General features: G+C 71.1%; 22 protein-coding genes and 2 pseudogenes. 12 read left to right on the top strand and 12 right to left on the bottom strand.

The genetic code is table 11. From position 1 onward, the window contains the following. Window positions 1-222: pseudogene (locus tag VXC91_RS28790) on the bottom strand (cytochrome ubiquinol oxidase subunit I); the annotation flags it as partial. Next, window positions 219-1,178 carry an aa3-type cytochrome oxidase subunit II gene (ctaC, locus tag VXC91_RS28785; protein ID WP_329510263.1) on the bottom strand — a complete coding sequence of 320 codons (960 nt, stop codon included), beginning with the start codon at window positions 1,176-1,178 and terminating at the stop codon, window positions 219-221. The pseudogene VXC91_RS28790 and the gene ctaC, both read right to left, overlap by 4 nt. A gap of 314 nt (window positions 1,179-1,492) precedes the next feature. On the opposite strand from ctaC, the gene VXC91_RS28780 reads away from it, so the two are divergent. Then, window positions 1,493-2,869: a cysteine desulfurase/sulfurtransferase TusA family protein gene (locus tag VXC91_RS28780; RefSeq protein WP_329510262.1), complete on the top strand. Its 1,377-nt coding sequence runs from the start codon at window positions 1,493-1,495 to the stop codon at window positions 2,867-2,869. A 28-nt stretch (window positions 2,870-2,897) separates the two neighbouring features. Here the strand turns inward: VXC91_RS28780 and VXC91_RS28775 are convergent, their stop codons facing one another. Beyond that, window positions 2,898-3,872, bottom strand: coding sequence for a carbohydrate kinase family protein (locus tag VXC91_RS28775; protein WP_329510261.1), 975 nt, complete (start codon window positions 3,870-3,872; stop codon window positions 2,898-2,900). A 132-nt stretch (window positions 3,873-4,004) separates the two neighbouring features. On the opposite strand from VXC91_RS28775, the gene VXC91_RS28770 reads away from it, so the two are divergent. Together VXC91_RS28770 and VXC91_RS28765 are read left to right on the top strand one after the other, a co-directional pair. Next, complete coding sequence (locus tag VXC91_RS28770) at window positions 4,005-4,214, top strand: hypothetical protein (protein ID WP_329510260.1); 210 nt, start codon at window positions 4,005-4,007, stop codon at window positions 4,212-4,214. 173 nt (window positions 4,215-4,387) lie between these two features. Next, entirely contained in the window at window positions 4,388-5,896 is a 1,509-nt protein-coding gene (locus tag VXC91_RS28765; RefSeq protein WP_329510259.1) for a hypothetical protein, read from the top strand. Window positions 5,897-6,001: 105 nt separating this feature from the next. Here the strand turns inward: VXC91_RS28765 and VXC91_RS28760 are convergent, their stop codons facing one another. After that, a complete protein-coding gene (locus tag VXC91_RS28760; protein ID WP_329510258.1) occupies window positions 6,002-6,358 on the bottom strand; it encodes a HesB/IscA family protein in 357 nt (118 codons plus the stop codon). 382 nt (window positions 6,359-6,740) lie between these two features. On the opposite strand from VXC91_RS28760, the gene nadA reads away from it, so the two are divergent. Further along, window positions 6,741-7,925 (top strand): quinolinate synthase NadA, encoded by a 1,185-nt coding sequence (nadA, locus tag VXC91_RS28755; RefSeq protein ID WP_329510257.1) that lies wholly within the window; start codon window positions 6,741-6,743, stop codon window positions 7,923-7,925. Window positions 7,926-7,992: 67 nt separating this feature from the next. On the opposite strand, the gene VXC91_RS28750 is transcribed toward nadA, so the two are convergent. The 5 genes from VXC91_RS28750 to VXC91_RS28730 all read right to left on the bottom strand — a co-directional run bounded on the left by VXC91_RS28750 (window position 7,993) and on the right by VXC91_RS28730 (window position 14,517). After that, window positions 7,993-11,091 (bottom strand): efflux RND transporter permease subunit, encoded by a 3,099-nt coding sequence (locus VXC91_RS28750; RefSeq protein ID WP_329510256.1) that lies wholly within the window; start codon window positions 11,089-11,091, stop codon window positions 7,993-7,995. Window positions 11,092-11,283: 192 nt separating this feature from the next. After that, window positions 11,284-11,964 carry a response regulator transcription factor gene (locus tag VXC91_RS28745; protein ID WP_329510255.1) on the bottom strand — a complete coding sequence of 227 codons (681 nt, stop codon included), beginning with the start codon at window positions 11,962-11,964 and terminating at the stop codon, window positions 11,284-11,286. After that, a complete protein-coding gene (locus VXC91_RS28740; protein WP_329510254.1) occupies window positions 11,961-13,217 on the bottom strand; it encodes a sensor histidine kinase in 1,257 nt (418 codons plus the stop codon). The genes VXC91_RS28745 and VXC91_RS28740 overlap by 4 nt, the downstream gene beginning before the upstream one ends. A 190-nt stretch (window positions 13,218-13,407) precedes the next feature. Beyond that, a complete protein-coding gene (pspAA, locus tag VXC91_RS28735; RefSeq protein WP_329510253.1) occupies window positions 13,408-13,686 on the bottom strand; it encodes a PspA-associated protein PspAA in 279 nt (92 codons plus the stop codon). A gap of 36 nt (window positions 13,687-13,722) precedes the next feature. After that, the gene (locus VXC91_RS28730) at window positions 13,723-14,517 is read right to left on the bottom strand and encodes a PspA/IM30 family protein (protein WP_329510252.1); all 795 of its coding nucleotides are present in this window, start codon (window positions 14,515-14,517) and stop codon (window positions 13,723-13,725) included. 290 nt (window positions 14,518-14,807) lie between these two features. Between VXC91_RS28730 and VXC91_RS28725 the strand changes: the two genes are divergently transcribed. The 3 genes from VXC91_RS28725 (at window position 14,808) to VXC91_RS28715 (ending at window position 17,397) form a co-directional block, all read left to right on the top strand. Further along, window positions 14,808-15,443: a DUF3043 domain-containing protein gene (locus VXC91_RS28725; RefSeq protein WP_329510265.1), complete on the top strand. Its 636-nt coding sequence runs from the start codon at window positions 14,808-14,810 to the stop codon at window positions 15,441-15,443. An 83-nt stretch (window positions 15,444-15,526) separates the two neighbouring features. Beyond that, window positions 15,527-16,228 carry a class I SAM-dependent methyltransferase gene (locus VXC91_RS28720; protein WP_329510251.1) on the top strand — a complete coding sequence of 234 codons (702 nt, stop codon included), beginning with the start codon at window positions 15,527-15,529 and terminating at the stop codon, window positions 16,226-16,228. Window positions 16,229-16,329: 101 nt separating this feature from the next. Further along, entirely contained in the window at window positions 16,330-17,397 is a 1,068-nt protein-coding gene (locus VXC91_RS28715; protein ID WP_329510250.1) for a S1C family serine protease, read from the top strand. 43 nt (window positions 17,398-17,440) lie between these two features. Here VXC91_RS28715 and VXC91_RS28710 read toward each other — a convergent pair whose 3' ends face one another. Continuing rightward, window positions 17,441-17,653, bottom strand: a complete 213-nt coding sequence (locus VXC91_RS28710; RefSeq protein WP_059132503.1) for a hypothetical protein — start codon at window positions 17,651-17,653, stop codon at window positions 17,441-17,443. Between the two features lie 113 nt (window positions 17,654-17,766). Between VXC91_RS28710 and VXC91_RS28705 the strand changes: the two genes are divergently transcribed. Continuing rightward, window positions 17,767-18,966 (top strand): bifunctional adenosylcobinamide kinase/adenosylcobinamide-phosphate guanylyltransferase, encoded by a 1,200-nt coding sequence (locus VXC91_RS28705; RefSeq protein WP_329510249.1) that lies wholly within the window; start codon window positions 17,767-17,769, stop codon window positions 18,964-18,966. On the opposite strand, the gene VXC91_RS28700 is transcribed toward VXC91_RS28705, so the two are convergent. Then, complete coding sequence (locus tag VXC91_RS28700) at window positions 18,955-20,037, bottom strand: class I SAM-dependent methyltransferase (protein ID WP_329510248.1); 1,083 nt, start codon at window positions 20,035-20,037, stop codon at window positions 18,955-18,957. The genes VXC91_RS28705 and VXC91_RS28700 overlap by 12 nt on opposite strands. 172 nt (window positions 20,038-20,209) lie before the next feature. On the opposite strand from VXC91_RS28700, the gene cobT reads away from it, so the two are divergent. The 3 genes from cobT (at window position 20,210) to VXC91_RS28685 (ending at window position 23,927) form a co-directional block, all read left to right on the top strand. Beyond that, window positions 20,210-21,295 carry a nicotinate-nucleotide--dimethylbenzimidazole phosphoribosyltransferase gene (cobT, locus tag VXC91_RS28695; RefSeq protein WP_329510247.1) on the top strand — a complete coding sequence of 362 codons (1,086 nt, stop codon included), beginning with the start codon at window positions 20,210-20,212 and terminating at the stop codon, window positions 21,293-21,295. A gap of 93 nt (window positions 21,296-21,388) precedes the next feature. Continuing rightward, window positions 21,389-23,197 carry a phosphatidylglycerol lysyltransferase domain-containing protein gene (locus VXC91_RS28690; RefSeq protein WP_329510246.1) on the top strand — a complete coding sequence of 603 codons (1,809 nt, stop codon included), beginning with the start codon at window positions 21,389-21,391 and terminating at the stop codon, window positions 23,195-23,197. Between the two features lie 28 nt (window positions 23,198-23,225). Beyond that, a complete protein-coding gene (locus VXC91_RS28685) occupies window positions 23,226-23,927 on the top strand; it encodes a hypothetical protein (RefSeq protein WP_329510245.1) in 702 nt (233 codons plus the stop codon). On the opposite strand, the pseudogene VXC91_RS28680 reads toward VXC91_RS28685, so the two are convergent. Continuing rightward, window positions 23,864-24,218 (bottom strand): annotated as a pseudogene (locus VXC91_RS28680) (hypothetical protein). The gene VXC91_RS28685 and the pseudogene VXC91_RS28680 sit on opposite strands and share 64 nt — an antisense overlap. Before the next feature lie 86 nt (window positions 24,219-24,304). Between VXC91_RS28680 and VXC91_RS28675 the strand changes: the two are divergent. After that, window positions 24,305-25,087 carry an adenosylcobinamide-GDP ribazoletransferase gene (locus VXC91_RS28675; RefSeq protein ID WP_408057496.1) on the top strand — a complete coding sequence of 261 codons (783 nt, stop codon included), beginning with the start codon at window positions 24,305-24,307 and terminating at the stop codon, window positions 25,085-25,087. Window positions 25,088-25,112 lie beyond the last annotated feature (25 nt).

The raw sequence follows: 25,112 nt of genomic DNA, 5'->3' as shown, positions 1-25,112 counted from the left end.
GCCCGGACGGGCCAGCTCGGCGCGCATGAGCAGAGCCATGACGCCGCCGATGAGGAAGAACGCGAACGACGTGACCAGATACAGCGTGCCGATCGTCTTGTGGTCGGTGGTGGTCAGCCACTTGACGACGACATTGCCGGGTCGCCTGCGCCGGACCGGCAGCTCGTTCTCGTACGAGTCCTCAGCTGCGGCGGCACCCTGGGGTTCGTTGAGGATGCTCACAGGTTGTTCGTCTCCCGGTTCTTCTCGTGGCTCGTCTGCGCGATGCCGGCGGGAATGTAACCGGTCTGCCCCTTCTTGGCGAGGTCCTTGAGGTGCTGCTCATAGCGCTCGGGCGAGACGACCTTGACGTTGAACAGCATCCGGGAGTGGTCGACGCCGCACAGCTCGGCGCACTTGCCCCTGAAGGTGCCCTCCTGGTTGGGAGTCACCTGGAAGGCGTTGGTGTGGCCCGGAATGACGTCCTGCTTCATCAGGAACGGCAGCACCCAGAAGGAGTGGATGACGTCGCGCGAGGTGAGGACGAAGCGGACCGTCTTGCCCTTCGGGAGCCAGAGGGTCGGACCGGGGTTGCCGTTCTGCGGGTTCCGCGTGGCCGGCGTGCCGAAGTCGTAGACACCGCCGGCGGCCACCGGGAAGTCGTTCTTGTACCGGTCGGGAATCGCGTCCAGGTTCGGATCGGTCTTAGCATCCCCCGTCACCCCGGGCATCGGAGTGACGTAGTTGAAGCCCCAGCTCCACTGGTAGCCGACCACGTTGACGGTGACGTCGGGCTTCTTGGAGAGGTCGAGCAGCTCGGCCTCGTCGCGGGCCGTGAAGTAGAAGAGCACCGAAACGACGATGAGCGGCACGACCGTGTACAGGGCCTCGATCGGCATGTTGTACCGGGTCTGCGGAGGAACCTCGACCTTGGTGCGGCTGCGCCGGTGGAACATGGCGCTCCACAGGATCAGGCCCCACACCAGCACGCCGACGGCGAGCGCGGCAGCCCAGGAGCCCTGCCACAGGGAGAGGATCCGCGGAGCCTCTTCCGTGGCCGGGGTGGGCATACCAAGGCGGGGGAAGTCCTTATATGTGCAACCGGTAGCGGTCGCCAGGACCAGGCCCGCGGTCAGTGCCTGCAGCAGCTTCCGCCGCATCGGGCGCCGCGGCGAGCGGTCGGAGCCGTTGGGACTCACGTAGCGCCTTCCCGAGAGTCTCGCCCGCGCGGTCGGCTGCGGCCTTCTCGCTGGTCGGTCGCCGCCCTGCGTCGGGCAGGGGTTTGGATGTTTATGCGGACCAAACCCTACTGGACGCTATCTGGGGGCGCGCGGGGAGGGTCCCCAACGCGCCGCCGGTCACCCCGAAGGGGTGGAATGACCGCTTCTGGCCAGCATCTGACGGTGGCTCGAGGGCGGCACGAGGGTGGTCCGGGGGGCGGCCGGCGTGCGGCTGGGGGGCGCCTCAGGGTCCTGAGCCAGGCCGCGCGGTTCGCAAGAGTTAGCGTTGCGGTGTGTCCTACTTCGACGCCGCTTCCGCCGCTCCCCTCCACCCCGTCGCCCGCCAGGCCCTGCAGGCCTCGCTCGATGAGGGATGGGCCGATCCGGCCCGCCTGTATCGCGAGGGGCGGCGAGCCCGGATGCTGCTGGACGCGGCGCGCGAAGCGGCCGCCGAGGCGGTCGGCTGCCGCCCGGACGAGTTGGTGTTCACCGCTTCCGGAACGCGGGCGGTGCACTCCGGGATGGAGGGAGTGCTGACGGGACGCCGCCGGGTCGGCCGCCACCTGATCGTGTCAGCGGTCGAACACTCCTCGGTCCTGCATACGGCCGAGGTGTTCGAGGCCGACGGCGGCACGGTGACGCAGGTGCCGGTCTCCCGCGCGGGAGAGGTCGCACCGGAGGCGTACGAGGCCGCGCTGCGCCCGGACACCGCACTGGCCTGCCTTCAGTCGGCCAACCATGAGGTGGGGACGGTTCAGCCGGTCGCCGAGGTGGCCGACGTGTGCGGTGCGGCCGGGGTGCCGCTGCTGGTGGACGCGGCGCAGTCGCTGGGCTGGGGTCCGGTGGAGGGCGGCTGGTCGGTACTGACGGCGAGTGCACACAAATGGGGCGGCCCTTCCGGAGTCGGGCTCCTCGCCGTGCGCAAGGGGGTGCGGTTCGCGCCTCAAGGCCCGGTGGACGAACGGGAGTCGGGGCGCGCGGCCGGGTTCGAGAACATCCCGGCGATCGTCGCGGCCGCGGCATCGCTGCGGGCCGTGCGGGCGACGGCGGCCGAGGAGGCGCTACGGCTGCGGGAGCTGACGGAGCGGATCCGGGCGCGGGTGCCGGAACTGGTTCCCGATGTGGAGGTGGTGGGCGACCCGGTGCGCCGCCTGCCCGGGATCGTCACCTTCTCCTGTCTCTTTGTCGACGGGGAGACATTGCTGCACGAGCTGGACCGGGCGGGTTTCTCGGTGTCGTCCGGATCGTCCTGTACGAGCAGCACGCTGACGCCGAGCCATGTACTGAACGCGATGGGGGTGCTCAGCGAGGGCAACGTCCGCATCTCGCTGCCCCTGGGGGCGCCGGCGGAGGAGGTCGACCGGTTCCTTTCAGTGCTGCCGGGCGCGGTCGCGGCCGTGCGCGAGAAGCTCGGCGCGCCGTCCCCGCGGACCGCCGGGCGAGAGGACACCCTGGTCGTCGACGCCATCGGAAAGCGCTGCCCGATCCCGGTGATCGAGCTGGCGAAGGTCTTCGGGGACGTGCCGGTGGGCGGTACGGTGCGGGTCCTGTCCGACGACGCGGCGGCACGCCTGGACATCCCGGCCTGGTGCGAGATGCGGGGGCAGGAGTACATCGGTGAGGAACCGGCGGAGCGGGGCTCCGGCTACGTGGTCCGCCGGCTCTCCTGAAGACGTGTCCGGGGGCGCCGCCCGGCGGTCAGACCAAGTGCTTCTGGACCTCCAGCGCGGCATCGTCGCCGTACGCCTTGGTGAAGCGCTCCATGAAGTGGGCACGGCGCAGCTGGTACTCCTGGGTGCCCAGAGTCTCGATGACCAGGGTGGCCACCATGCAGCCGACCTGGGCCGCGCGCTCCAGTGAGACCCCCCAGGCCAGGCCCGACAGGAAGCCCGCACGGAAGGCGTCACCGACACCCGTCGGGTCGACCTTCGCCGTCTCCTCGGGCACGCCCACCTCGACGGGGTCCGCGCCGGACCGCTCGATACGCACGCCCCGCGAGCCGAGGGTGGTCACCCGGTGGCCGACCCTGTCCAGGATCTCGGAGTCGGTCCAGCCCGTCTTGGTCTGGATGAGCCCCTTCTCGTACTCGTTGGAGAAGAGGTAGGTCGCCCCGTCCAGCAGTATCCGGATCTCGTCGCCGCTCATACGCGCGATCTGCTGGGAGAAGTCGGCGGCGAACGGGATGGACCGGGTGCGGCACTCCTCCGTGTGGCGCAGCATCGCCTCCGGGTCGTCGGCGCCGATCACCACCAGGTCGAGGCCGCCCACCCGGTCGGCGACCGTCTTGAGCTCGATGAGCCGTGCCTCGCTCATGGCACCGGTGTAGAAGGAGCCGATCTGGTTGTGATCGGTGTCCGTGGTGCACACGAAGCGGGCTGTGTGCTGGGTCTCGGAGATGCGCACGGAGGCCGTGTCCACCCCGTGCCGGTCCAGCCACGCCCGGTACTCGTCGAAGTCCGAGCCCGCCGCGCCGACCAGGATCGGCCGGGTGCCGAGCTGTCCCATCCCGAAGGCGATGTTCGCGCCGACACCGCCACGGCGTACGTCCAGACGGTCCACCAGAAAGGAGAGGGAGACCGTGTGCAGCTGGTCCGCGACGAGCTGGTCGGCGAAGCGGCCGGGGAAGGTCATGAGGTGGTCGGTGGCGATGGAGCCGGTGACTGCGATACGCACGGCGAGGACACGCTCCTGTGGAGGAGGGGATTGACAGTTCACGCTACCCGGTCCACCCGGCCGTCTGAAGCAGGCAAAACTACCCGATAGTAGATGTTTCTTCACGGGCTCCACCGAGCCTACGGTTTCCTCATGACGAAGATCGAGGTCTACGGCACCGTTCCGCTCGACCTGGAAGGCGACCTGGCGTCGCTGCCGGGCGACAGCGCCCGAATGGTCCCGCACTGGGCCGCACCTGCGAAAACGGCTCCCCTGCCGGTCTCCCCGTCGCTGATCCACGGCGTCAGCGTGCCGCCCGCCTCGGCCCGTCTCCTGGACGCGATGTCGGACTACGGGGACTGACCGGCCGCAGGGACCGGCCAGGCGTCCGGGCGCGCCCGCGAGGGAACCGTGCGCTGCCCCGCTGCGTCCCATCGCCGTCCCCCGTAGAGGGGAGGCGGTGTACGACCTTGCTGTGGCGTCGTGCCGTACGGCGGGGTCTCCTGGGACTGCAGTGGAGCCGAAGGAGCGATGCGGTGAACACCGAGCGACCCGACCACGCGCGTGACGCCACCGAGGACGCGGACGGGCCCGTGACGCGCCGGCGACGTTCCCGGGCCGCCGTCGCCTCGGTGGCGACCGCGGTCCTGCTCGTCGGGGGCGGCGCGGCGTATCTTGCCGCGACCGCGTCCGGCACATCGGGCGACTCCGCTGCGCCGGGCGGGGACGGCACTCCCCTGGCACTGGCCCTCGACGGCTACGGCGACGGCCGCACCCCCGGTATCGCGGTGGGCGAGCCCGACCCGTACGGCACGGCCTACACCGTGGCGGCCAGGCTTCCGGACGGCCCGAAGTCGGCGCCCGTGTACTGGGCGAAGGGCACGGTGGCCAAGGACGAGGTGACTCGGCTCGCCGAGGCGCTGAATGTGAGCGGCACGCCGAGGCTGGTGGGTGACACCTGGCAGGTGGGAGCCGTCAAGGACGGTGCCGAGCCGAATCTGCGGGTGAACAGGAACGCGCCGGGAACGTGGACGTATCGCTCCTCCGTGCCGGGCACCGACAACTGCCCCCGGGGCAAGGCGTGCAGGCCGAGCGGGTCCGGGACGGCGGGCACGGGCCCGGGGCCGGTGAGCGAGGAGGCGGCGAAGAAGGCGGCCGCTCCCGTGCTCAAGGCGGTCGGTCAGGACGACGCGAAGCTCGACGCGTCCCAGCTCATGGACCGGGTGCGGGTGGTGAACGCCGAGCCGGAGGTGGGCGGCCTGCCGACCTACGGCTGGACGACCGGCCTCAGGATCGACTCCGAGGGCAAGGTGATCGGCGGCAGCGGGAACCTCGAGGCACCGGCCGAGGGCGCCGTCTACCCCGTCATCGGCGCGAAGAAGACCCTGGACCTGATGAACGGCGCGAGTACGTCGTACGGCCGCAAGGGCATCGGTGGCTGCGCCAGCCCGGTGCCGCTCAAGGACCGCGACGAGGCGCCCTGCCGGGCACCTGCCGCGCCACCTGCACGGACCTCGGCGTCCGTGACGGGTGCGGTGTTCGGGCTGGCCGTGCACTCCGTGGGCGCGAGGCCGGTGCTGGTGCCGTCGTGGCTGTTCGAGGTGCGCCCGACGGGTGCCGGGGACACCTTCACGGTGACATATCCGGCGGTCGACCCGCGCTGGCTGGCCGCGCCGCAGCCACCCGGACACGGTGGTCCGAGCGACGAGCCTTCGTCGGCGCCGGCCACACGCAAGGTGAAGGTCATGGGGTACACCGCGGACGACCGGGCCCTGACCATCGCTTACGAGGGCGGGGTGTGCGCCGACTACTCGGCATCCGTGAGCGAGAGCTCCGACAGGGTGACGGTGACCGTGACCGAGACGCCCTGGAAGGGCAAGGTCTGCATCATGATCGCCAAGATCTACCACGAGACGCTGCACCTGAAGGCGCCGCTCGGCGACCGTGCGGTGGTGGGCTCGGACGGCGAGGAGATCCCGAAGGGGACGGCGGACACGCTGCCGAAGGCTTCCTCGGGCGGGGACGCTTCGACGCAGTCGCGGTAGGCGCGGCTCACGGACAAGCGAGAGGCGGCGCCCCCGGTCGGGGGACGCCGCTTTCGCACGCCTGCCGGTCACCGGCCGCGGCGTGTGTTCAGCCGGTGCGCCGGCTCAGCTGAAGGAGTCGCCGCAGGCGCAGGAACCCGTCGCGTTCGGGTTGTCGATGGTGAAGCCCTGCTTCTCGATGGTGTCGACGAAGTCGATCGTCGCGCCGCCCAGGTACGGGGCGCTCATGCGGTCGGTGACGACCTTGACGCCGCCGAAGTCCTTCGCCACGTCGCCGTCGAGGGAACGCTCGTCGAAAAAGAGCTGGTAGCGCAGGCCGGAGCAGCCACCGGGCTGAACGGCGACACGCAGCGCAAGGTCGTCACGACCTTCCTGGTCGAGCAGGGCCTTGACCTTGGCCGCGGCGGCGTCGGTCAGGATGATGCCGTCGATGACGGTAGTGGTCTCGTCCTGTACGGACATCTACATCTCTCCCGGGTTGTACGGAGACTGCTTGCCGACGATTGCAACCGGCGTGGCCGCGGATTCATTCCGGGCCGAGCGCGTTTCTTTTCGCTTCCTCTTTCATGCTCGCATACGCGCCGGAACACGCACACCGGCCTGTGGACGACCGGGGGGACACCGACGCGTCGCCTGCCGTACCCCTCCCGGATCGCCGGACGACGCCCCGTGGACGGGCGGCAGTGGCGGGCCGGGATTCACGTCACATAGACGCAATGGCCGTCGTCAAACTGACGTGAAGCGGTTATGATAGATAACGTCAATTCGACGAAAAGGCTAGTCCCGCATGTCCCGCCGACCCCCCTCGGGGTCGGCGAGCCGCAGAACAGAAAGGGTGCGTGTCGTGACCACCGCCCAGACCCAGGAGCTCGACGTACAGCCGACGCCCCTCGCCCTGCTGCTGCTCGGCCGTGAGGCCGACCCGAGGAGCGAGCGAGGCGTCGAGTGTCCCGGCGACCTTCCCTCCCCGTCCGACCCGGACCTGGTGGAGCGCGCCCGCGCGGCCAAGGAGAGGCTCGGGGAAAAGGTCTTCGTGCTCGGTCACCACTACCAGCGCGACGAGGTCATCCAGTTCGCGGACGTCACGGGCGACTCCTTCAAGCTGGCCAGGGACGCCGCGGCACGGCCGGAGGCCGAGTACATCGTCTTCTGCGGTGTGCACTTCATGGCGGAGTCGGCGGACATCCTGACGTCCGACGACCAGAAGGTGGTCCTGCCGGACCTGGCGGCCGGGTGCTCCATGGCGGACATGGCGACGGCCGAACAGGTCGCCGAGTGCTGGGACGTGCTGACCGAGGCGGGCATCGCCGAGCAGGTCGTGCCGGTCTCGTACATGAACTCGTCCGCCGACATCAAGGCGTTCACGGGCAAGCACGGCGGCACCATCTGCACCTCGTCGAACGCGAAGCGGGCCCTGGAGTGGGCCTTCCAGCAGGGTGAGAAGGTCCTGTTCCTGCCGGACCAGCACCTGGGCCGCAACACCGCGGTACGGGACATGGGCATGTCGCTGGAGGACTGCGTCGTCTACAACCCGCACAGGCCGAACGGCGGGCTGACCGCCGAGGAGCTGCGCGGCGCGAAGATGATCCTGTGGCGCGGCCACTGCTCGGTGCACGGCCGCTTCAACCTCGACTCGGTGAACGACGTGCGGGAGCGGATCCCCGGGGTGAACGTGCTGGTCCACCCCGAGTGCAAGCACGACGTCGTGGCCGCCGCGGACTACGTGGGCTCGACGGAGTACATCATCAAGAGGCTGGAGGCCGCACCGGCGGGCTCCAAGTGGGCCGTCGGTACGGAGCTGAACCTCGTGCGCCGTCTGGCGAACCGTTTCGCGCCGGAGGACAAGGAGATCGTCTTCCTCGACAAGACGGTGTGCTTCTGCTCGACGATGAACCGCATCGACCTGCCGCACCTGGTGTGGGCGCTGGAATCGCTGGCCGAGGGAAACCTGGTCAACCGCATCGAGGTCGACAAGGAGACGGAGGCCTCCGCGAAGCTGGCCCTGGAGCGGATGCTGGCGCTGCCGTAGGCACGCGCCGACTACCGTGACGAAGGGCCCGGCCCGCACCTCGTGCGGGCCGGGCCCTTCGCGCGCACTACACGCCCGCAGGTTCCATGACCTTGCTCGTGGTCTCCCGCTTCGCCGCCCGCTTCTTCGCGCGGCGCTCCTTGCGGAGCTCCAGCATCGCGTAGAGGGTCGGCACCAGCAGGAGGGTCAGCAGGGTCGACGTGATCAGACCGCCGATCACCACCACCGCCAGCGGCTGGGCGATGAAGCCCCCTTCGCCCGTGACCCCCAGGGCCATCGGCAGGAGCGCGAAGATGGTGGCCAGGGCCGTCATGAGGATCGGGCGCAGACGGTGGCGGCCACCCTCGACCACGGCTTCGACGACGCCGTATCCCTGCTTGCGGTACTGGTTGATCAGGTCGATCAACACGATCGCGTTGGTCACCACGATGCCGATCAGCATCAGCATGCCGATCATCGCCGGGACGCCCATCGGGGTGCCCGTCACGACGAGCAGGCCGATCGCGCCCGTCGCCGCGAACGGGATGGAAACCAACAGGACGAGGGGCTGCGCCAGGCTGCGGAACGTGGCGACCAGCAGCATGAACACGATCGCCACCGCGGCCAGCATGGCCAGGCCCAGGTTCTTGAACGCATCGCTCTGGTCCTGCGAGACACCGCCGATCTGCGCCGTGGCGCCCGCCGGCAGCTTCAGTTCGTTGATCTTCGACTGGAGGTCGGCGCTGACCGCGCCGGTGTTGTCACCCGTGGGACGCGCCGTGATCGTCGCCGCCCGCTGACCATCGATACGGGTCATCGAGACCGGACCGTCCACGAGCTGCACCGTCGCGATGTCGCCCAGCTTCACCGCCCCGAGTCGCAGGTCCTTCAGCTGCTCCAGCGTCTGCGCCGGCTTCGCCGCCCGGACCACGACGTCCCGCTCGGTGTCGTCGAGCACCGCCCTGCCGGCGGTGGTGCCCTGTACGGCCTCGGCGACCGCCGCGCCCAGCGTCTGGTCGGTGAAACCGGCCGCGGCCGCACGGGAGTCGGCCTTGACCGAGATGCGCGGCACGCTCTGCGCCAGATCGCTGGTCACGTCCGTGACGTCCTTGAGCTTCGCCACCTCGGTGCGGACCTGCTCCGAGGCCCTGCGCAGCACGTCCCCGTCGGCCGCCTTGACGACCACCTTCAGGTCCTGGCTGCCGAAGCCGTCACCGGCCGCCACCGTGGTCGTACCGATCCCGGAGAGCCCCGCCAGGCCGTCCTCGATGCGCTTCTGCACGTCCTCGTACTTGGCGGACCCGTCCAGCATGACCGTGTACGACGCCTGGTTGGTGTCGGTGCCACCGCCGAACGCCGCCATGAAGCCGGACGAGCCGATCGTGACCTGGTAGTCCTTGACGCCCTTCACCCCGGCGAGCATCTGCTCGACCTTCTTGGCCTGGTCGTCCGTCGCCGCCAGGCTCGTACCCGGGTTCAGCTTCTGCTTGATGTTGAGCACGTCCTGCTCGCCCTGGTCGAAGAAGTTCGTCTTCAGCAGCGGCGCCATGCCGAAGGTGCCGACCAGGACGATCACCGCGATCGCCACGCTGGTGAGACGGCGGCGGGTCGCGAAGCGCAGCACGGGCACGTAGAACCGCTGCAGACGGCTCCGCGCCTCCTTCGCCTCGGCCGCGCGGCGCGCCTCCTCCGCGTCCTGCGACATGCCCTTCGGGGTGCGCAGGAACCAGTACGACAGGACGGGGACAACCGTCAGCGACACCAGCAGCGAGGCCAGCAGGGCCGCCGTGACCGTGAGGGAGAACGAGCCGAACAGCTCGCCCACCACGCCGCCGACCAGGCCGATCGGCAGGAAGACCGCCACCGTCGTCAGCGTGGAGGAGGTCACCGCGCCGGCCACCTCGCGGACCGCGGTGAGGATCGCCGTCTGCCGCTCCTCGCCGTAGCCGAGGTGCCGCTTGATGTTCTCCAGGACCACGATCGAGTCGTCGACGACGCGGCCGATGGCGATGGTCAGCGCGCCGAGCGTGAGCACGTTCAGCGACACGTCGCGCGTCCACAGGACGATCAGGGCGAGAACCACCGACAGCGGGATCGAGACGGCCGTGACGAGGGTGGAGCGCACCGACGCCAGGAAGACCAGGATCACCAGGACCGCGAAGAGCAGGCCCAGCGCGCCCTCGCTGGTCAGACCGTTGATGGACTTGGAGACCGCCGGGCCCTGGTCGCTGACCACGGTGATCTTCGCACCGGAACCGAGGTCCTTGCGCAGGTCCGGCAGCTTGTCCTTGACCGCGTCGGAGATGGCGACCGCGCTGCCGTCATGGTCCATGGTGACGTTCACGGCGAGGCTGGGCCTGCCGTCCGTGCGGGTGATGGAATCAGCCTTGGCCTCCTCCTGCCGGACCGTGGCGACATCGGCGAGACGTACGGGCTTCTTGCCCGTCTGGCCCGCGACCATCAGGTCCTGGATCTGCTGCAGCGAGGTGAAGCCGCCGCCGACCTGGACCGTGCGGTTGCTGCCGTCCTCGTCGAAGGAGCCCGCGGGGACGGTCGCACCGCCGGCCTGCAGGGCCTGGCCGAGCGCGACCGTGGTCAGCCCGGCCCGGGCAAGCTTCGCGTCGTCGGGCGTGACGGTGACCTGGACGTCCCGTACGCCGGCGACGGTCACCTGACCGACCCCGCCGATGCCCTTCAGGGTGGGCACGACGGTCTTGTCGAGCTGGTCGGACAGGGCCTGCTGGTCCTTGTCGGAGGTGACGGCGAGGACGACCGCCGGGATGTCGTCCGTCGAACCGGCGATGACCTGCGGGTCGACCGAGTCCGGGAGCTGGGCGCGGGCCCGGTTCACGGCCTGCTGCACGTCGGCGACGAGCTGCTTGGTGTCGTTGCCGTAGTCGAAGGACGCCATGATGACGGCGTTGCCCTCGCTCGCCGTGGAGGTGACGCCCTTGATGCCGGTGACGGCCTCCAGGGTGTTCTCGAGGGGCTCGACGACCTGCTTGTCGACCACGTCCGGGGACGCGCCCTGGTACGGAGCCAGCACGGACACCACGGGCAGGTTGATGGTGGGTAGGAGTTGCTGTTTGAGCTGTGGGATCGCGATCGCCCCGAAGACGAGCGCGACGATCGACATCAGCGCTATCAGGGCCCGTTGCGCGAGGCTGAATCGTGACAGCCAGGACATGGGTCGGCGTCTCTCTCTGTGGCTGAGCGGAAGGCCGGGGACGCAGATGAGTCCCCGCCTCTACACCCTGGTGCATCGGCCGGTACCGATCCGTCGCCCCACGGTCGGTTTCCCCGCGCGACGCCTACTGCGGACGCAGTACGGCCCGTAGCGGTTCGCTCCACCCGTGGAGGTACCGGGAGCGGAGCCCGCTCACTCCGTCCTCGGACGCACCAGCCCCGACTCGTAGGCGATGACGACCAGTTGCGCCCGGTCCCGGGCACCCAACTTGGCCATGGCACGGTTGACGTGCGTCTTCACGGTCAGCGGACTGACCTGCAGGCGTTCGGCGATCTCGTCGTTGGAATGGCCGCCGGCGACCAGCACGAGCACCTCCCGTTCGCGTCCCGTGAGGGTGTCCAGCCGGTCGGACCGGGCCGGATCGCGCCCGTCGTCGTCCTCGCCCTGGGCGAGGAAACGGGCGATGAGCCCCTTGGTGGCAGCGGGCGACAGCAGCGCCTCGCCGCCGTTCGCGACCCGGATGGCGCTCAGCAGCTCCTCGGGCTCGGACCCCTTGCCGAGGAAACCCGACGCCCCGGCCCGCAGCGACTGCACGACGTAGTCGTCGACCTCGAAGGTCGTCAGGATGACCACCCGGACATGGGCGAGGGCGGGGTCGGCACTGATCAGGCGGGTGGCGGCGAGACCGTCCGTCCCGGGCATCCGGATGTCCATGAGGACGACGTCGGCGCCCCGTTCCCTGGCCAGCATGACCGCCTCCGCGCCGTCGGACGCCTCACCCACCACCTCCATGTCCGGCTCGGAGTCGACGAGGACGCGAAAGGCGCTGCGGAGCAGTGCCTGGTCGTCGGCCAGCAGGACACGGATGGTCATACGGGCCCTCCCGGGGCGGCGGTCATACGGTCTCCCCCTGCCGTCGTCGTCGCACGGTTCCTGACCGGAAGGATCGCATGGACCCGGAAGCCGCCTCCGTAGCGGGGACCGGTGGTGAGGGTGCCGCCGAGGGCGGTGACCCGCTCCCGCATCCCGAGCAGACCGTGCCCGCCGTGTCCGTCGTCCTCGGGCCCCGCGACCTCGCCCGTCCCGTCGTCGAGGACCGTGATCTCCACCTGGGGTCCCACCCGTACGACGCTGACCTCGGCCTTCGCCTCGTGCCCCGCGTGCTTCTGCACATTGGTCAGGGCCTCCTGTATGACGCGGTAGGCGGCCAGGTCGACGGCGGCCGGCAGGGCTGTGCCGTGGTCGGCGCGGGCGACCTCGACGGGGAGGCCGGCATTGCGGAAGGTGTCGGCGAGCTCGTCGAGGCGGGCGAGGCCGGGGGCGGGCTCGGTGGGAGCCTCGGGGTCGCCGGACTGCCGGAGCAGACCGACGGTGGCGCGCAGTTCGTTGAGCGCCGAGCGGCTGGCCTCGCGGACGTGGGCGAGGGCCTCCTTCGCCTGGTCGGGCCGTTTGTCCATGACGTGCGCGGCGACCCCGGCCTGCACATTGACCAGGGCGATGTGATGGGCGACGACGTCGTGCAGGTCCCGGGCGATGCGCAGCCGCTCCTCGGCGACGCGACGGCGGGCCTCCTCCTCACGGGTGCGTTCCGCACGCTCCGCGCGCTCCCTGATGGCGTCGACGAAGGCGCGCCGGCTGCGCACGGCGTCGCCGGCGGCCGCGGCCATGCCGGTCCAGGCGAAGAGGCCGAGGTTCTCCTGGGCGTACCAGGGGACGGTGCCGACCAGCATGGCGGCCCCGGTCAGGACGCTCATGGTGAGCAGACCGACGCGCCAGGTGGTGGGGCGGTCGGTGGTGGCGGCGACGGTGTAGAGGGCGACGACCGCGGACATGGCGACCGGGGCACGGGGGTCTGCGGTGACGAGCTCCACGAGAGAGAGCGCGGCGGTGACGGTGAGCACGGTCTTGGGCCTGCGGCGCCGGAACACCAGGGCCGCCGCGCAGAGCACCATGAGGGTGAGGCTGGGAGCTGCCGGGGTGCGAGCGCCCCAGGTGGGACTGTCGTCGCCGTGGGGGTCGACGAAGGAACCGACCACCATGCAGACGAGGACGCCGAAGGCGAGGGCGGCGTCCAGGGCGAGCGGGTGGGCACGGAGGCCGTCCCTGGTGCGTTCTAGGGTGCTCACCTCAGCAAAGGTACGGGGCACCCGCTGCGGGCGGAACGGATGCCGTAGGCGGGCGGCGACTCGGCCCGTCCCCGGAGCGGGCCGCACCGTCCGGGGGGCTGCCGCCCCGGACCCCCGCTCCCCGTCGCCAGGACCGGGCCGCGCAGTGGCGCGGCCTCGGCCCGTGAACGGCGTCGGCCCGGCACCGATCTCAGCCCGGGATCAGCCCGTCGTCGTTCAGCATCTCGCGGACCTCGGCAAGGCTCGCGTCCGGTGACGGCAGGATCAGCTCCGACGGTTCGAGGGAGTCGTCCGGGAGCGGGGTGCCCAGGCCGCGAACCGCGTCCAGGAGGGCGCCCAGAGTACGTCGGAAACCCTCCTCGTCGCCGCCCTCCATCTCCCTGAGCAGTTCGTCGTCCAGCTTGTTGAGCTCGGTGAAGTGGGCGTCGTCCAGCTTCACCTGCCCCTCCCCCATGATCCGTACGATCATGTCGCCCTCCTCAGGGGGACGCGGTGGATGACAGCGTCACTGCTTGTCGAAACGCGGAGTGTCCTGCGGCTGGGACTCGTTCTGCCCCTGGCCCGTGCCGCCTTCGATGGCCTGGGGCTGTGAGGAGCCTCCGGCCAGTTCCGCCTTCATGCGCTGCAGTTCCAACTCCACGTCCGTGCCGCCGGAGAGCCGGTCCAGCTCCGCCTGGATGTCGTCCTTGGCCATTCCGGAGGGGTCGTCCAGGGCGCCGGAGGCGAGGAGTTCGTCGATCGCGCCGGCGCGGGCCTGGAGCTGCGCCGTCTTGTCCTCGGCGCGCTGGATGGCCAGGCCGACGTCGCCCATCTCCTCGGAGATCCCGGAGAAGGCCTCGCCGATGCGGGTCTGCGCCTGGGCCGCCGTGTACGTCGCCTTGATGGTCTCCTTCTTCGTGCGGAAGGCGTCCACCTTCGCCTGGAGGCGCTGGGCCGCCAGCGTGAGCTTCTCCTCCTCGCCCTGCAGGGTCTGGTGCTGGGTCTCCAGGTCCGTCACCTGCTGCTGGAGCGCGGCACGCCGCGACAGCGCCTCGCGGGCCAGGTCCTCCCGTCCGAGAGCGAGCGCCTTGCGGCCCTGGTCCTCGAGCTTGGTGGACTGGTTCTGGAGCTGGTTGAGCTGCAGCTCCAGGCGCTTGCGGCTGGTCGCCACGTCCGCGACACCGCGGCGCACCTTCTGCAGCAGCTCCAGCTGCTTCTGGTACGAGTAATCGAGGGTCTCGCGCGGGTCCTCGGCCCGGTCAAGGGCCTTGTTCGCCTTCGCGCGGAAGATCATCCCCATACGCTTCATCACACCGCTCATGGGCTTCGCGCGCCCCCTTCTGACGGACTCCAGCTCACAGGTCTGCGACAGGACCCACAGTACGGTCCCTGCCTCCATTACCGCACTGTTCGGGGACGGATACGGTCATCCCCAAGGACGACTGCCCGCGGTTCCGCTCCGGCGCAGGGAGTAGGAGTGCCCCGAGGTTACGTGCGGGGTGATTCCCGGATCCCCTCAGCCGACCGACGGAAGAACGCCGGCGGTCTTCCTTTTCAGACCCCTCTGTCCCAGTACAGACGACCGGTGTTGCCGGATCGTTCCCCAGTTTGCTGGGGTCCGTGCGCGGGCACCCCGTACCCTTGGGTTTTGTGTTCCGTAGCCGTGCCAAGGATGAGAAGGCCCCCGCCGACAAGGCGCAGGTGACCGACTCCAAGCAGCCCCGTGACCCGCAGGCCAAGAAGGGCAGGCCCACGCCCAAGCGCAGTGAGGCCCAGTCCCAGCGACGCAGCGTCGCCAGCACGCCGATGACGCGCAAGGACGCCGCCAGGCGGCAGCGCGACGAGCGCCGCACCGCCATGGAGCGGCAGCGCCAGGCACTGGCCGGAGGCGACGAGCGGTACCTGCCGGCGCGGGACAAGGGCCCGGTCCGCAAGTTCGCCCGCGACTTCGTCGACTCCCGCTTCAACGTGGCGGAGTTCTTCCTGCCGCTCGCCGTGATCATTCTCGTGCTGAGCGTGGTGCGGGTGCCGGCGCTGCAGAACATCGCGCTGCTGCTGTGGCTCGTCGTGATCATCCTGATCGTGATCGACTCGATCTTCTCCGCCTACCGGCTGCGGAAGCGGCTCGGCGAACGCTTCCCGGACCAGAACAAGCGGGGCGCGGTCCCCTACGCGCTCATGCGCTCCCTGCAGATGCGTCGGCTCCGGATGCCGAAGCCTCAGGTCAAGCGCGGAGAGCGGCCCTGAGCACGGATTCTTTCTCCGGGGAGGCCGCGGATGCCTGGCTGAGCAAGCTGGGCGGGCTGCGTGATGTGGTACGGCAGCAGCTGGTGGCTCGGCAGCTCGACGAGCAGATAGCCGCGCGGTTCGCGGTCGGCCGGCGGCTGCGGGTTCTCGACGTGGGCATGGGCCAGGGCACACAGGCGCTGCGCCTGGCCCGGGCCGGACACCGGATAACCGGGCTCGAGCAGGATCCGAAGATGATCTCCGCGGCGCGTGCGGCCCTCTCCGGGGAGCCCGAGGGCATCCAGGAACGCGTGCGGATCATCGAGGGCGACGGCCGGGACACCGGAGTGCACTTCCTGCCGGGCAGCTTCGACGTGGTGCTGTGCCACGGGGTGCTCATGTACGTCGAGGAGCCCGACCCGCTGCTGGCGGGGCTGGCCCGGATGCTCGCACCGGGCGGCCTGCTGTCGCTGCTCGTCCGCAACGGGGACGCGCTGGCCATGCGGCCCGGTCTGTCCCGCGACTGGGCGGCCGCGCTGAGTGCTTTCGACGAGGTGACCTACACCAACCGGCTCGGGCTCGATGTGCGCGCGGACCGGCTGGAGGGCCTGACCGCCACGCTCGCGGGAATCGGAGCACCGCTGCACGCGTGGTACGGGGTGCGGGTCTTCACCGACACGGCAGAGGACGGAGCCCAGCCGCCCGCCGACGTCGAGACCCTGCTGGCGGCCGAGGAGCGCGCCGGGAGGACGGATCCGTACCGCGGGGTCGCGGCGCTGCTGCACCTGTGCGGCGTACGGGGCTGAGGACGGATCGTGGCGCCGCCGGTGGGCGCCGCGACGACCGGGAGCCTCCGTTTGGGCGCATCGGGAAAGCGGGCGAAGCGTCCTGAACCGACACTCGGGACATGGCCCCTTCCCGTGTCCGTGCCCTGCGCGCACTGTGCGCGCCCCTTCTGGTCTGCGCGCTGGTGCCGCTCGGGGGCTGCACCGGCTCCGGCACCTCCGCCGGGACGGATACCTCGGCGAGCCCACGGCCGACCGTCACCTCGGCGGGCGACGACCTGGAGAGGGAGTACCAGCGGGTCATCAAGGACGTGCTGCCGTCCGTCGTGCAGATCCAGGCCGGGGACGCTCTCGGTTCCGGTGTGGTCTACGACGACAGGGGCCATATCGTCACCAACGCCCACGTGATCGGGAACGAGAAGACGTTCCAGGTGACCACGGCCAACAGCGAGGCGGTGCTCTCTGCGGGCCTCGTCGCCTCGTACCCGGAACAGGATCTCGCCGTCATCAAGCTGGACAAGGTGCCGCCCGGTCTGAAGCCGGCGGTCTTCGGGGACTCCTCCAAGGTCGCGGTGGGGCAGATCGTCCTCGCCATGGGCTCGCCGCTCGGACTGTCGTCGAGCGTGACGCAGGGGATCGTGTCGGCGACCGGACGGACCGTCAGCGAGGGGGCCATGAACGGTACGGGCGCCACCATCGCGAACATGGTGCAGACCTCGGCGGCGATCAACCCGGGCAACAGCGGCGGCGCACTCGTCAACCTCGACAGCCAGGTCATCGGCATCCCCACGCTCGCCGCGATCGACCCGGACCTGGGAGGCGGCGCGGCGCCCGGTATCGGGTTCGCGATCCCGGCGTCCACGGTGCGGACGATCGCCGACCAGATCATCAAGAGCGGCAAGGTGACCCACTCGGGACGGGCCGCGCTCGGTATCACCGGCCGCACGGTGGTGAACGGCCGCTACGAGCCGGTCGGTGTGGCGGTGGTCGAGGTGCGCAGCGGCGGCGCGGCCGACAAGGCGGGGCTCCGGGCCGGTGACATCATCACCAAGCTGGGTGACACGGGCATCACCACGATGACGTCCCTCGCCGAGGCGCTCGCCGACGTCAAGCCCGGGCAGAAGACGACGATCACGTACCGGCGCAGCGGAAGCACCAAGACCGTCGGTATCGTCCTCGGCCAGCAGTGAGGCGGCGGGCGAGGGCCCCGGCCCCCGCCCGCGCGAGGCGGACCTACGCGTCCTCGGCGTGCAGGCTCATCGGCCCGTAGATCTCGGTCGTGTCCTCGAACAGCCGCACTTGGTCGGCGCCTCCGTCGCGCAGTTCCTTCCAGTGCTCCCCGATCCAGGACTCGGCGTCCCCCTGCGTGGTGAACTCCTCGGGCGCGACCGCGGGCTGGACCTCCGCCCCGTCGGCCTTCTCGAACCGCCACGTCCATGCCGCCATGTACGCCTCCACGATGTGAGCACCTGCAGAGCAGAAGCCGGATCTTGGTCCGGCTGCTGCCATGAGCCTAGCCGGACGCGCAACACCTGCGGTGACCCGGGAAAATCGGGTTCGTGGAAGCGACTGTGCTCGGTACCGGTGCCCCGGCGGGACTGCCCCGCCCCGACTGCCCCTGTGCGGCCTGCGCGCGAGCGCTGGGCCAAGAGGCCCGCGCGGCGACCGCGGTGCTCGTGGACGAAACGCTGCTGCTGGACCTGACGCCGGGTGCGGTCTTCGCGGCCGCGCGCGCCGGGCGGTCGCTGGCCGCAGTGCGTCAGGTGCTGCTGACTCATCCGCACGACGGACCGCCGGTCGAGGTACCGGCGGGGCTGCCGCAGCCCGGTCGGGTGCCGGACGGGCGGGAGCTGGCGCTGATGACCGGGCACCGGGTGCGGGCCCTCGCGATGGACTCGCCGGGCACGGGCTATGCGGTGACCGGTCCGGACGGACTGCGGCTGCTGTATCTGCCGCCGGGTGCGGCGCCCGCGGGCCTGGAGGGGCCGGTGGAGCCGTACGACCTGGTGCTTGCCGATGTCGTGGGGCGGCCGGATGCGCCGGCGAAGCTGCGTGCGGTGGGGGCGATCGGACCGGCCACCGACATCGTCGCCGTCCATCTCGACCACGACGTGCCGCCGGGCGCCGAACTGCGGCGGAGGCTCGCGGCGGCGGGGGCACGGACGGTGCCCGACGGAACGGCGCTGGCGGTCGGGGTCCACGAGGACGTACCGGAGGTGCCGCGGCGCACGCTCGTGCTGGGCGGGGCACGCTCGGGCAAGTCGGTGGAGGCGGAGCGGCGGCTCGAGGCGTTCCCCGACGTGCTGTACGTGGCGACGGGCGGGTCGCGGAACGGGGACACGGAGTGGGCGGCGCGGGTGGCCGCGCACCGGGAGCGGCGGCCCGGCTCCTGGCGCACCACCGAGACGTGCGACCTGGTGCCGCTGCTGACGGAGGACGGGCCTCCGCTGCTGATCGACTGTCTGTCGCTGTGGCTGACCGACGCGATGGACGGGGTCAACGCGTGGGACGACGCGGAGTGGGCGGGCGGCGGTGAGCGGGCGTTGCGGGCCCGGGTGGAGGAGTTGGCGGCGGCGGTGCGCGGGACGCGGCGCACGGTCGTCGCCGTCTCGAACGAGGTCGGCTCCGGCATCGTGCCGGCGACGGCCTCCGGACGCCGCTACCGCGACGAACTGGGCCGCCTGAACACGGCGTTCGCGGCGGAGTGCGAGCATGTGCTGCTGGTGGTGGCCGGGCAGGCGCTGTCGCTACGCGGGTGACGCGGTCGTGCGCGCGATGATCCGGTAGGCGTTCGAGAAACGGGTGCGCCGCACCAGCGGTGCCAGCGTGTGGTCCAGGGCCGTGGCCGTCACCACCAGCGGTGCTGCGGCTCCTACCAGGGCCGAGCGCAGTCGGCGCCGGAACGCTGTGGGCGGGGCCGCGCGCCACGGGGCATCCGGTGCGGGGAGTGCTCGGGCCAGGGCGAGGGCCACAGCGCCACCGATGTCGTACGGCGTGTGCGGCTCACGGCGGTCCGTGGTGACGATGACGCAGCCCAGGGACTCCAGTTCGGCCAGCAGGTTGCGCAGCGGCATCAGATGAAGGTGGCGCGGCTGGCCGTACGAGACCCACCACTTGCCGAGCAGGGTGCCGAACGTGCAGTCGGGGTCCGGGACTTCGATGAACAGATGGCCGCCGGGGCGCAGCACGGTCAGCGCGGCGCGCAGTTCCGCGCGCGGATCGGGAGTGTGCTCCAGATGGTGGAACATGCTGACGACGTCGTAGCGGGAACGCAGCCGCGCGAGGATCTCCGGGTCGGTGAGGCGTCCGTGGTGGGCCTCCTCGATGCGGCCCGCGGCCCGTGCCCGCTGGACACGACGGGTGGCATCGAGGCCGTCGAAGGACGTGTACGGGTGGATCTCCTTCGCCGCCTCCGGGAAGTGGCCGTGCCCGGTGCCGATGTCGAGCCAGCTCTCCGGCTCGGGGAAGGGCAGCATCGCGCGAGCCGCGGCCCGATGACGGCGGGCGCTGTCCCGGGCGGTGAGGAGGCGTTCGGCGAAGCCGTCGAGTCCCGCCTGCCCCGCATGGAAGTCGTGGTGGTAGAACGCCAGTCCCTCGGCGGTGAGGCGGGGGTTCTGGAAGGCATGGGCGCAGTCCCGGCACTCGTCGACGACGAAGGTGCCCGGCTTGTGCCGCACGAGGTCCGGAGTGCGCAGCCGGGTGCGCAGGTGCGTGGAACCGCACCAGGGGCAGTCGTCGCGGCGCGGCTCCTGGAACCGGCCGGCGCCCTGGGCGAGTTCACCGGGGCTCTCGGCGCGGCGGGCGTCGGCCGGCTGCGGGGTGGCGGGCATGGGCGGCTCCTGTGGCGGCAGGGACGACGTACGCCCGGGGCGACATGGGTGCAGGCGAGGGCGCACGACAATACGTATTCAAACGGTACGTAGGGGATCTCGCTCTCGGACGCAATGACGTGCCGTCGATGTGGCGCCTCGGCGTTCGATCGCTGCCGGTACTGTTCGGCCAATGAGCTCGCTTAATCTCGACGACTTCACCGATCTGATCGAGCGCCCCGACGGCGGGGTGCGCCGCGACGCGGAGGCGCGCCGGGAGCGTCAGATCGTGCCGCCCGGTGCACTGGGCCGCCTCGACGACCTGGGTGAGTGGCTGGCGGCCGCGCAGTCCGCCGTACCGGTGCGACCGATCGAGCGACCGCGCATGGTGCTGTTCGCGGGCGATCACGGAATCGCCACGCTCGGTGTGTCCGCGCGGCCCGCGGGCAGCGCGTACCGGTTGGTGCGGGCGGTGCTGGAGGGCGGCAGCCCGGCGTCGATCCTGGCGCGGCAGCTGAACGTGCCCGTGCGCGTCGTCGACATGGCGCTCGACTGCGACCCGGGCGAACTGCCCGACGACGTCGTACGGCATCGGGTGCGGCGCGGCAGCGGGCGCATCGACGTCGAGGACGCCCTGACGCCCGAGGAGGCGGAGGCCGCGTTCCGGGCGGGGATCGCGGTCGCGGACGAGGAGGCGGACGCCGGGACGGATCTCGTCGTCCTCGGCGATGTGAGCGTCGGCGGTACGACGCCGGCGGCCGTGCTGGTCGCCGCACTGTGCGGGACGGACGCGTCCGTCGTCACCGGACGCGGCGGTCTGGCGATCGACGACCTGGCATGGATGCGGAAGTGCGCGGCCGTGCGCGATGCGCTGCGGCGGGCCCGGCCGGTACTGGGCGATCAACTGCAGTTGCTGGCGGCGGTGGGCGGGGCCGATCTGGCCGCGATGACCGGCTTCCTGCTGCAGTGTGCCGTGCGCAAGACCCCGGTGATCCTGGACGGGGTCGTCTCGGCGGCGTGCGCGCTGGTCGCCCAGCGAGTGGCGTTCCGGGCGCCGGACTGGTGGCTGGCCGGGCAGAACAGCGGTGAGCCGGCGCAGGCGAAGGCGCTCGACCGGATGGCGATGGAACCGCTGCTCGACCACGGCGTGACGGTCGGCGAGGGGGCCGGCGCCCTGCTGGCACTCCCGCTCGTCCAGGCGGCTGCGGCACTGTCGGCGGAACTTCCGGACAAGCCCGCGGAGGCCGGCGCGAGCGGGGACGCGGAGCAGCCGGAGTAGGTGCGGGCCGGCCCGCTTGGACGCCGGCCTGCCGGATTCCGCCTGTTACCGCTCCGCCGCACGCCCCCGAAGTTCCCCATATCATCACCCTTCATGGGAGATATCCGTTTTCATGCGGAACAGGAACACACCGCTCGGTCGGGAAACGGGACGCGGCGGTCCAGCCGGGCTTCCCGGCGGGCCGCCGCGTTCGCCGTCTGGTACCTGCGCGCCGTCACGTTCATCAACTTCCTCTCCGCCGTATGGGTCTCCCTCGGGCAGGACGTGCGGCGACACAACCAGGAGAACCTCTTCACCCCGTATCTGCTGACGGCGGGTTTCGCCTCCGGCGTGTTCACGATGTTCCTCGCCGTCACCATGCGGCGCCGCAAGCGGGCCGCATGGATCCTCAACCTCGTGCTCGGCGGGCCGTTCCTGGTGCTGTTCGCCTTCGCCATGGCCTTCCCGGAGATCCGGCAATACGCGCAGAACTGGGTCTCCCTGGTGCTCACCACCGCCTTCGTGGGCTCCCTGCTGGTGGGGCGACGGGAGTTCTACGCCAAGGGCGACCGGTCCAACCCCCGGCTCGCCGCCGTCGTGGCGGCCGGCGGCCTGCTCGCCTGCTCGCTGCTCGCCGCCCTGCTGGTGACCGTCACCAACACCGCGCAGGACGCCCACCGTTCGACCTTCGCGGAACGCTGGCGCTACGGCACCCTCCGGCTCGTCTCGGTCGCCGCCGACAGTTCGCACTACCCGGGGATCACCACGCCCAACTGGGTCGACGTCACGATCAACGGATTCAGCACGCTGCTGGTGCTCGCCGTCCTGTACGCCGCCTTCCGTTCCCGGCGCGCCGTCGACCCGATCAGCGAGGACGACGAGAAGAGGCTGCGGGCGCTGCTCGACCGGTACGGCGACCGGGACTCGCTCGGGTACTTCGCACTGCGCCGGGACAAGAGCGTGATCTGGTCGCCCACCGGCAAGGCGGCGGTCGCGTACCGCGTCGTCGGCGGGGTGTCACTCGCCTCCGGAGACCCGCTCGGCGATCCGGAGGCCTGGCCCGGCGCCATCGGACCGTGGCTCGCCGAGGCGCGCGCACACGGCTGGATCCCGGCCGTGATGGGCGCGAGCGAGGAGGCCGGGACCGTGTACGCGCGGCACGGGCTGGACGCACTCGAACTCGGTGACGAAGCCGTCGTGGACGTCGCCGAGTTCACCCTCGAAGGACGCGCCATGCGCACCGTCCGCCAGGCCTGCAACCGTGTGAAACGCGCCGGGTACACGGTCCGCGTCCGGCGCCACGCGGACATTCCCGCCGACGAGATGTCCTTTCTCCTGAAGAAGGCCGACGACTGGCGCGACGGGGCCACCGAACGCGGGTTCAGCATGGCGCTGGGCCGGCTCGGCGACCCGCAGGACGGGCAGTGCGTGATGCTCGAGTGCAGGGACGGCCGCGCCGGTGACGGGGCCGGGGAGTTGCGGGCGCTGCTGTCCTTCGTGCCGTGGGGGCCGCACGGACTCTCGCTCGACCTCATGCGGCGCGACCGGGACTCCGAGAACGGGCTCATGGAGTTCATGGTCCTCGAACTGCTGCGGCGCGCCGGGGAGATCGGGGTCACCCAGGTGTCGCTCAACTTCGCCATGTTCCGCTCTGTCTTCGAACGTGGCGCACGGCTCGGCGCCGGGCCGGTGCTGCGGCTGTGGCGCTCCCTGCTCAGCTTCTTCTCGCGCTGGTGGCAGATCGAGTCGCTGTACCGGGCCAACGCCAAGTACCGGCCCATCTGGGAGCCCCGGTTCCTGCTCTTCGAGAAGAGCGCGGACCTGCTGCGCATCGGCGTCGCCTCGGCACGCGCCGAGGGGTTCCTGGAGGCTCCGGGGCTGCCGAAGTGGCTGCACCGAAAGCACCTGCAGTCGTACGGATGAGGAGCGCCGGAGCGATGAGGACCACGGGATGAGCACCCTCGCCCGGCTGGCGCGTGCCGAATGGGGACTGCCGTACGTCACCGCGCGCCGGGCTCTCGCACGGCGGCCCTGGCGGGCGCTGCCGATGACGCTGGCCGCGGTGTGCCTGACATCGCTCCTGCATTTCGTGCACAACCAGCCGTGGGGCTTCCGGTTCGTTGCGAACGTCGGCTCGGTGCGGGCCGAGGAGCCGCTGTGGCTCTCGCTGCTGCGCACCCCCCTCTCCCTCTGCGTACCGGCCCTCGATCTGCCGGTGTGGGGGGCGCTCCTGCAGATCCTCTGCGTGTTCGGTATCGCGGAGATCTGTCTGGGCTGGTGGCGCACGCTCGTCATCGCGTACATCGCCACCCTGGCCGGCACGCTGTACGCGCGGGTGGGCATCGCCCTGGGTCCGCAGCATCCGCTGGGGCTGCCGTCGACGGACGCGCAGGTCGTCGACACCGGACCGTCGGCCGCGGTGATCGGGCTCGCCCTGTTCCTGTGCTGGTGGTACCGCGCATACCTCACGGGAGGTCTGGTGATCGCGGCGATGGGCGCGGAACTCGTACTGAAGGAGAACCTCGCGGGCAAGGAGCACATCGCCGCGATCGGCGCGGTGCTGATGGTGTGCGGGATTTCGACGCTGGCTCAGGGGCGGCGGTCGAACGGCCGGCTCGGCTGCGGATCGGGTCTGCCTCCGATCCAGTCCTGAAGTCTGCGGCTCAGCCCGGACCAGCGGCGATCGTGGCGGTAGGCCCGCAGACCGGCCCGGGCGCGGGCCCGCGGGCGGTGGCGGTAGAACCGCCTCGCCCAGGGCGAGGCGGGACGGGCCAGGCGGACGGCTCAGGCCGCCGGCCTCGACGTTGCCGAAGGGGCCCTTCCCGGCGCGGATGAGGCGGGTGACGACACGGGTGATCACGAACGTCAGCACGAAGGCGCCGAGCGCGAGCAGCAGGGGGAGTTTGCCCGGCTCCACGATGTTGCGCTCCAGCCAGTGGCCCATGTGTGCAGTGTGCCCGGGGTGGGGTGCCGGTGCCTGCTCGCGGGGCACCCGGGGGTGACGCGGGCGGCGCGGGCTAGTCTGCCGCCGTGTTCAGGATCCCCGCTCTGCATGGTCTGCGCTTCGCCTTCGGCACCCTCACCGTGGTCCCGGTCGACGTGAGGCGCTGGGACCGGGGCGCCGCGCGGGCCGGGATGCTGTGCGCGCCCCTGGCCGGAGTCGTGGTCGGGGGGATGGCCGGGCTGCTCGGCGCCGTGCTGCTCCTGGCAGGGTCCGGACCGCTGCTCGCCGCCGTCTGCGCCGCCGCCGTTCCGGCCGTGCTCACGCGGGGACTGCACCTCGACGGGCTCGCCGACACGGCCGACGGACTCGGCAGCGGCAAGCCCGCGGCGGAGGCTCTGCGGATCATGAAGCAGTCGGACATCGGGCCGTTCGGTGTGGTCGCACTCGTCTTCGTGCTGCTCGGTCAGGTGGCGGCGCTCGCCGAGGCGTACGGCGACTCGTGGGAGCGGGGCGCACTGGCCGCCGCCGTCGCCGCCACCGCTGCACGGCTGGCCCTCACGCTGGCCGCGCGCCGCGGGATACCGGCCGCCCGGCCGGAGGGTCTGGGCGCCGCGGTCGCGGGTGTGGTCCCGGTCGGCGGGGCACTGGCGGTGGCCGCGGCCGTCACCGGCGCCGCGGCCGCGGGGGGCGCGCTGTCCGGGACGTACGGCGCCCTCCGTACGGCGGCCGCGGTGCTGGTCGCGGTGGCCGCCGCGGAGATGCTGCTGCGGCACTGCACGCGCCGCTTCGGCGGAGTGACAGGTGATGTGTTCGGCGGACTCGCGGAGACCGCGGGGACGGCCGCGCTGGTGGTGCTGTCGCTCGGCTAGTGCTGTGGCCGGAAAGGTTTGCCGC

This window comes from Streptomyces chiangmaiensis, assembly GCF_036281785.1.
GTDB lineage: Bacteria > Actinomycetota > Actinomycetes > Streptomycetales > Streptomycetaceae > Streptomyces > Streptomyces chiangmaiensis.
The sequence above is the reverse complement of the archived record's forward strand: the minus strand, read 5'-3'. Positions and strand labels throughout refer to the sequence as shown.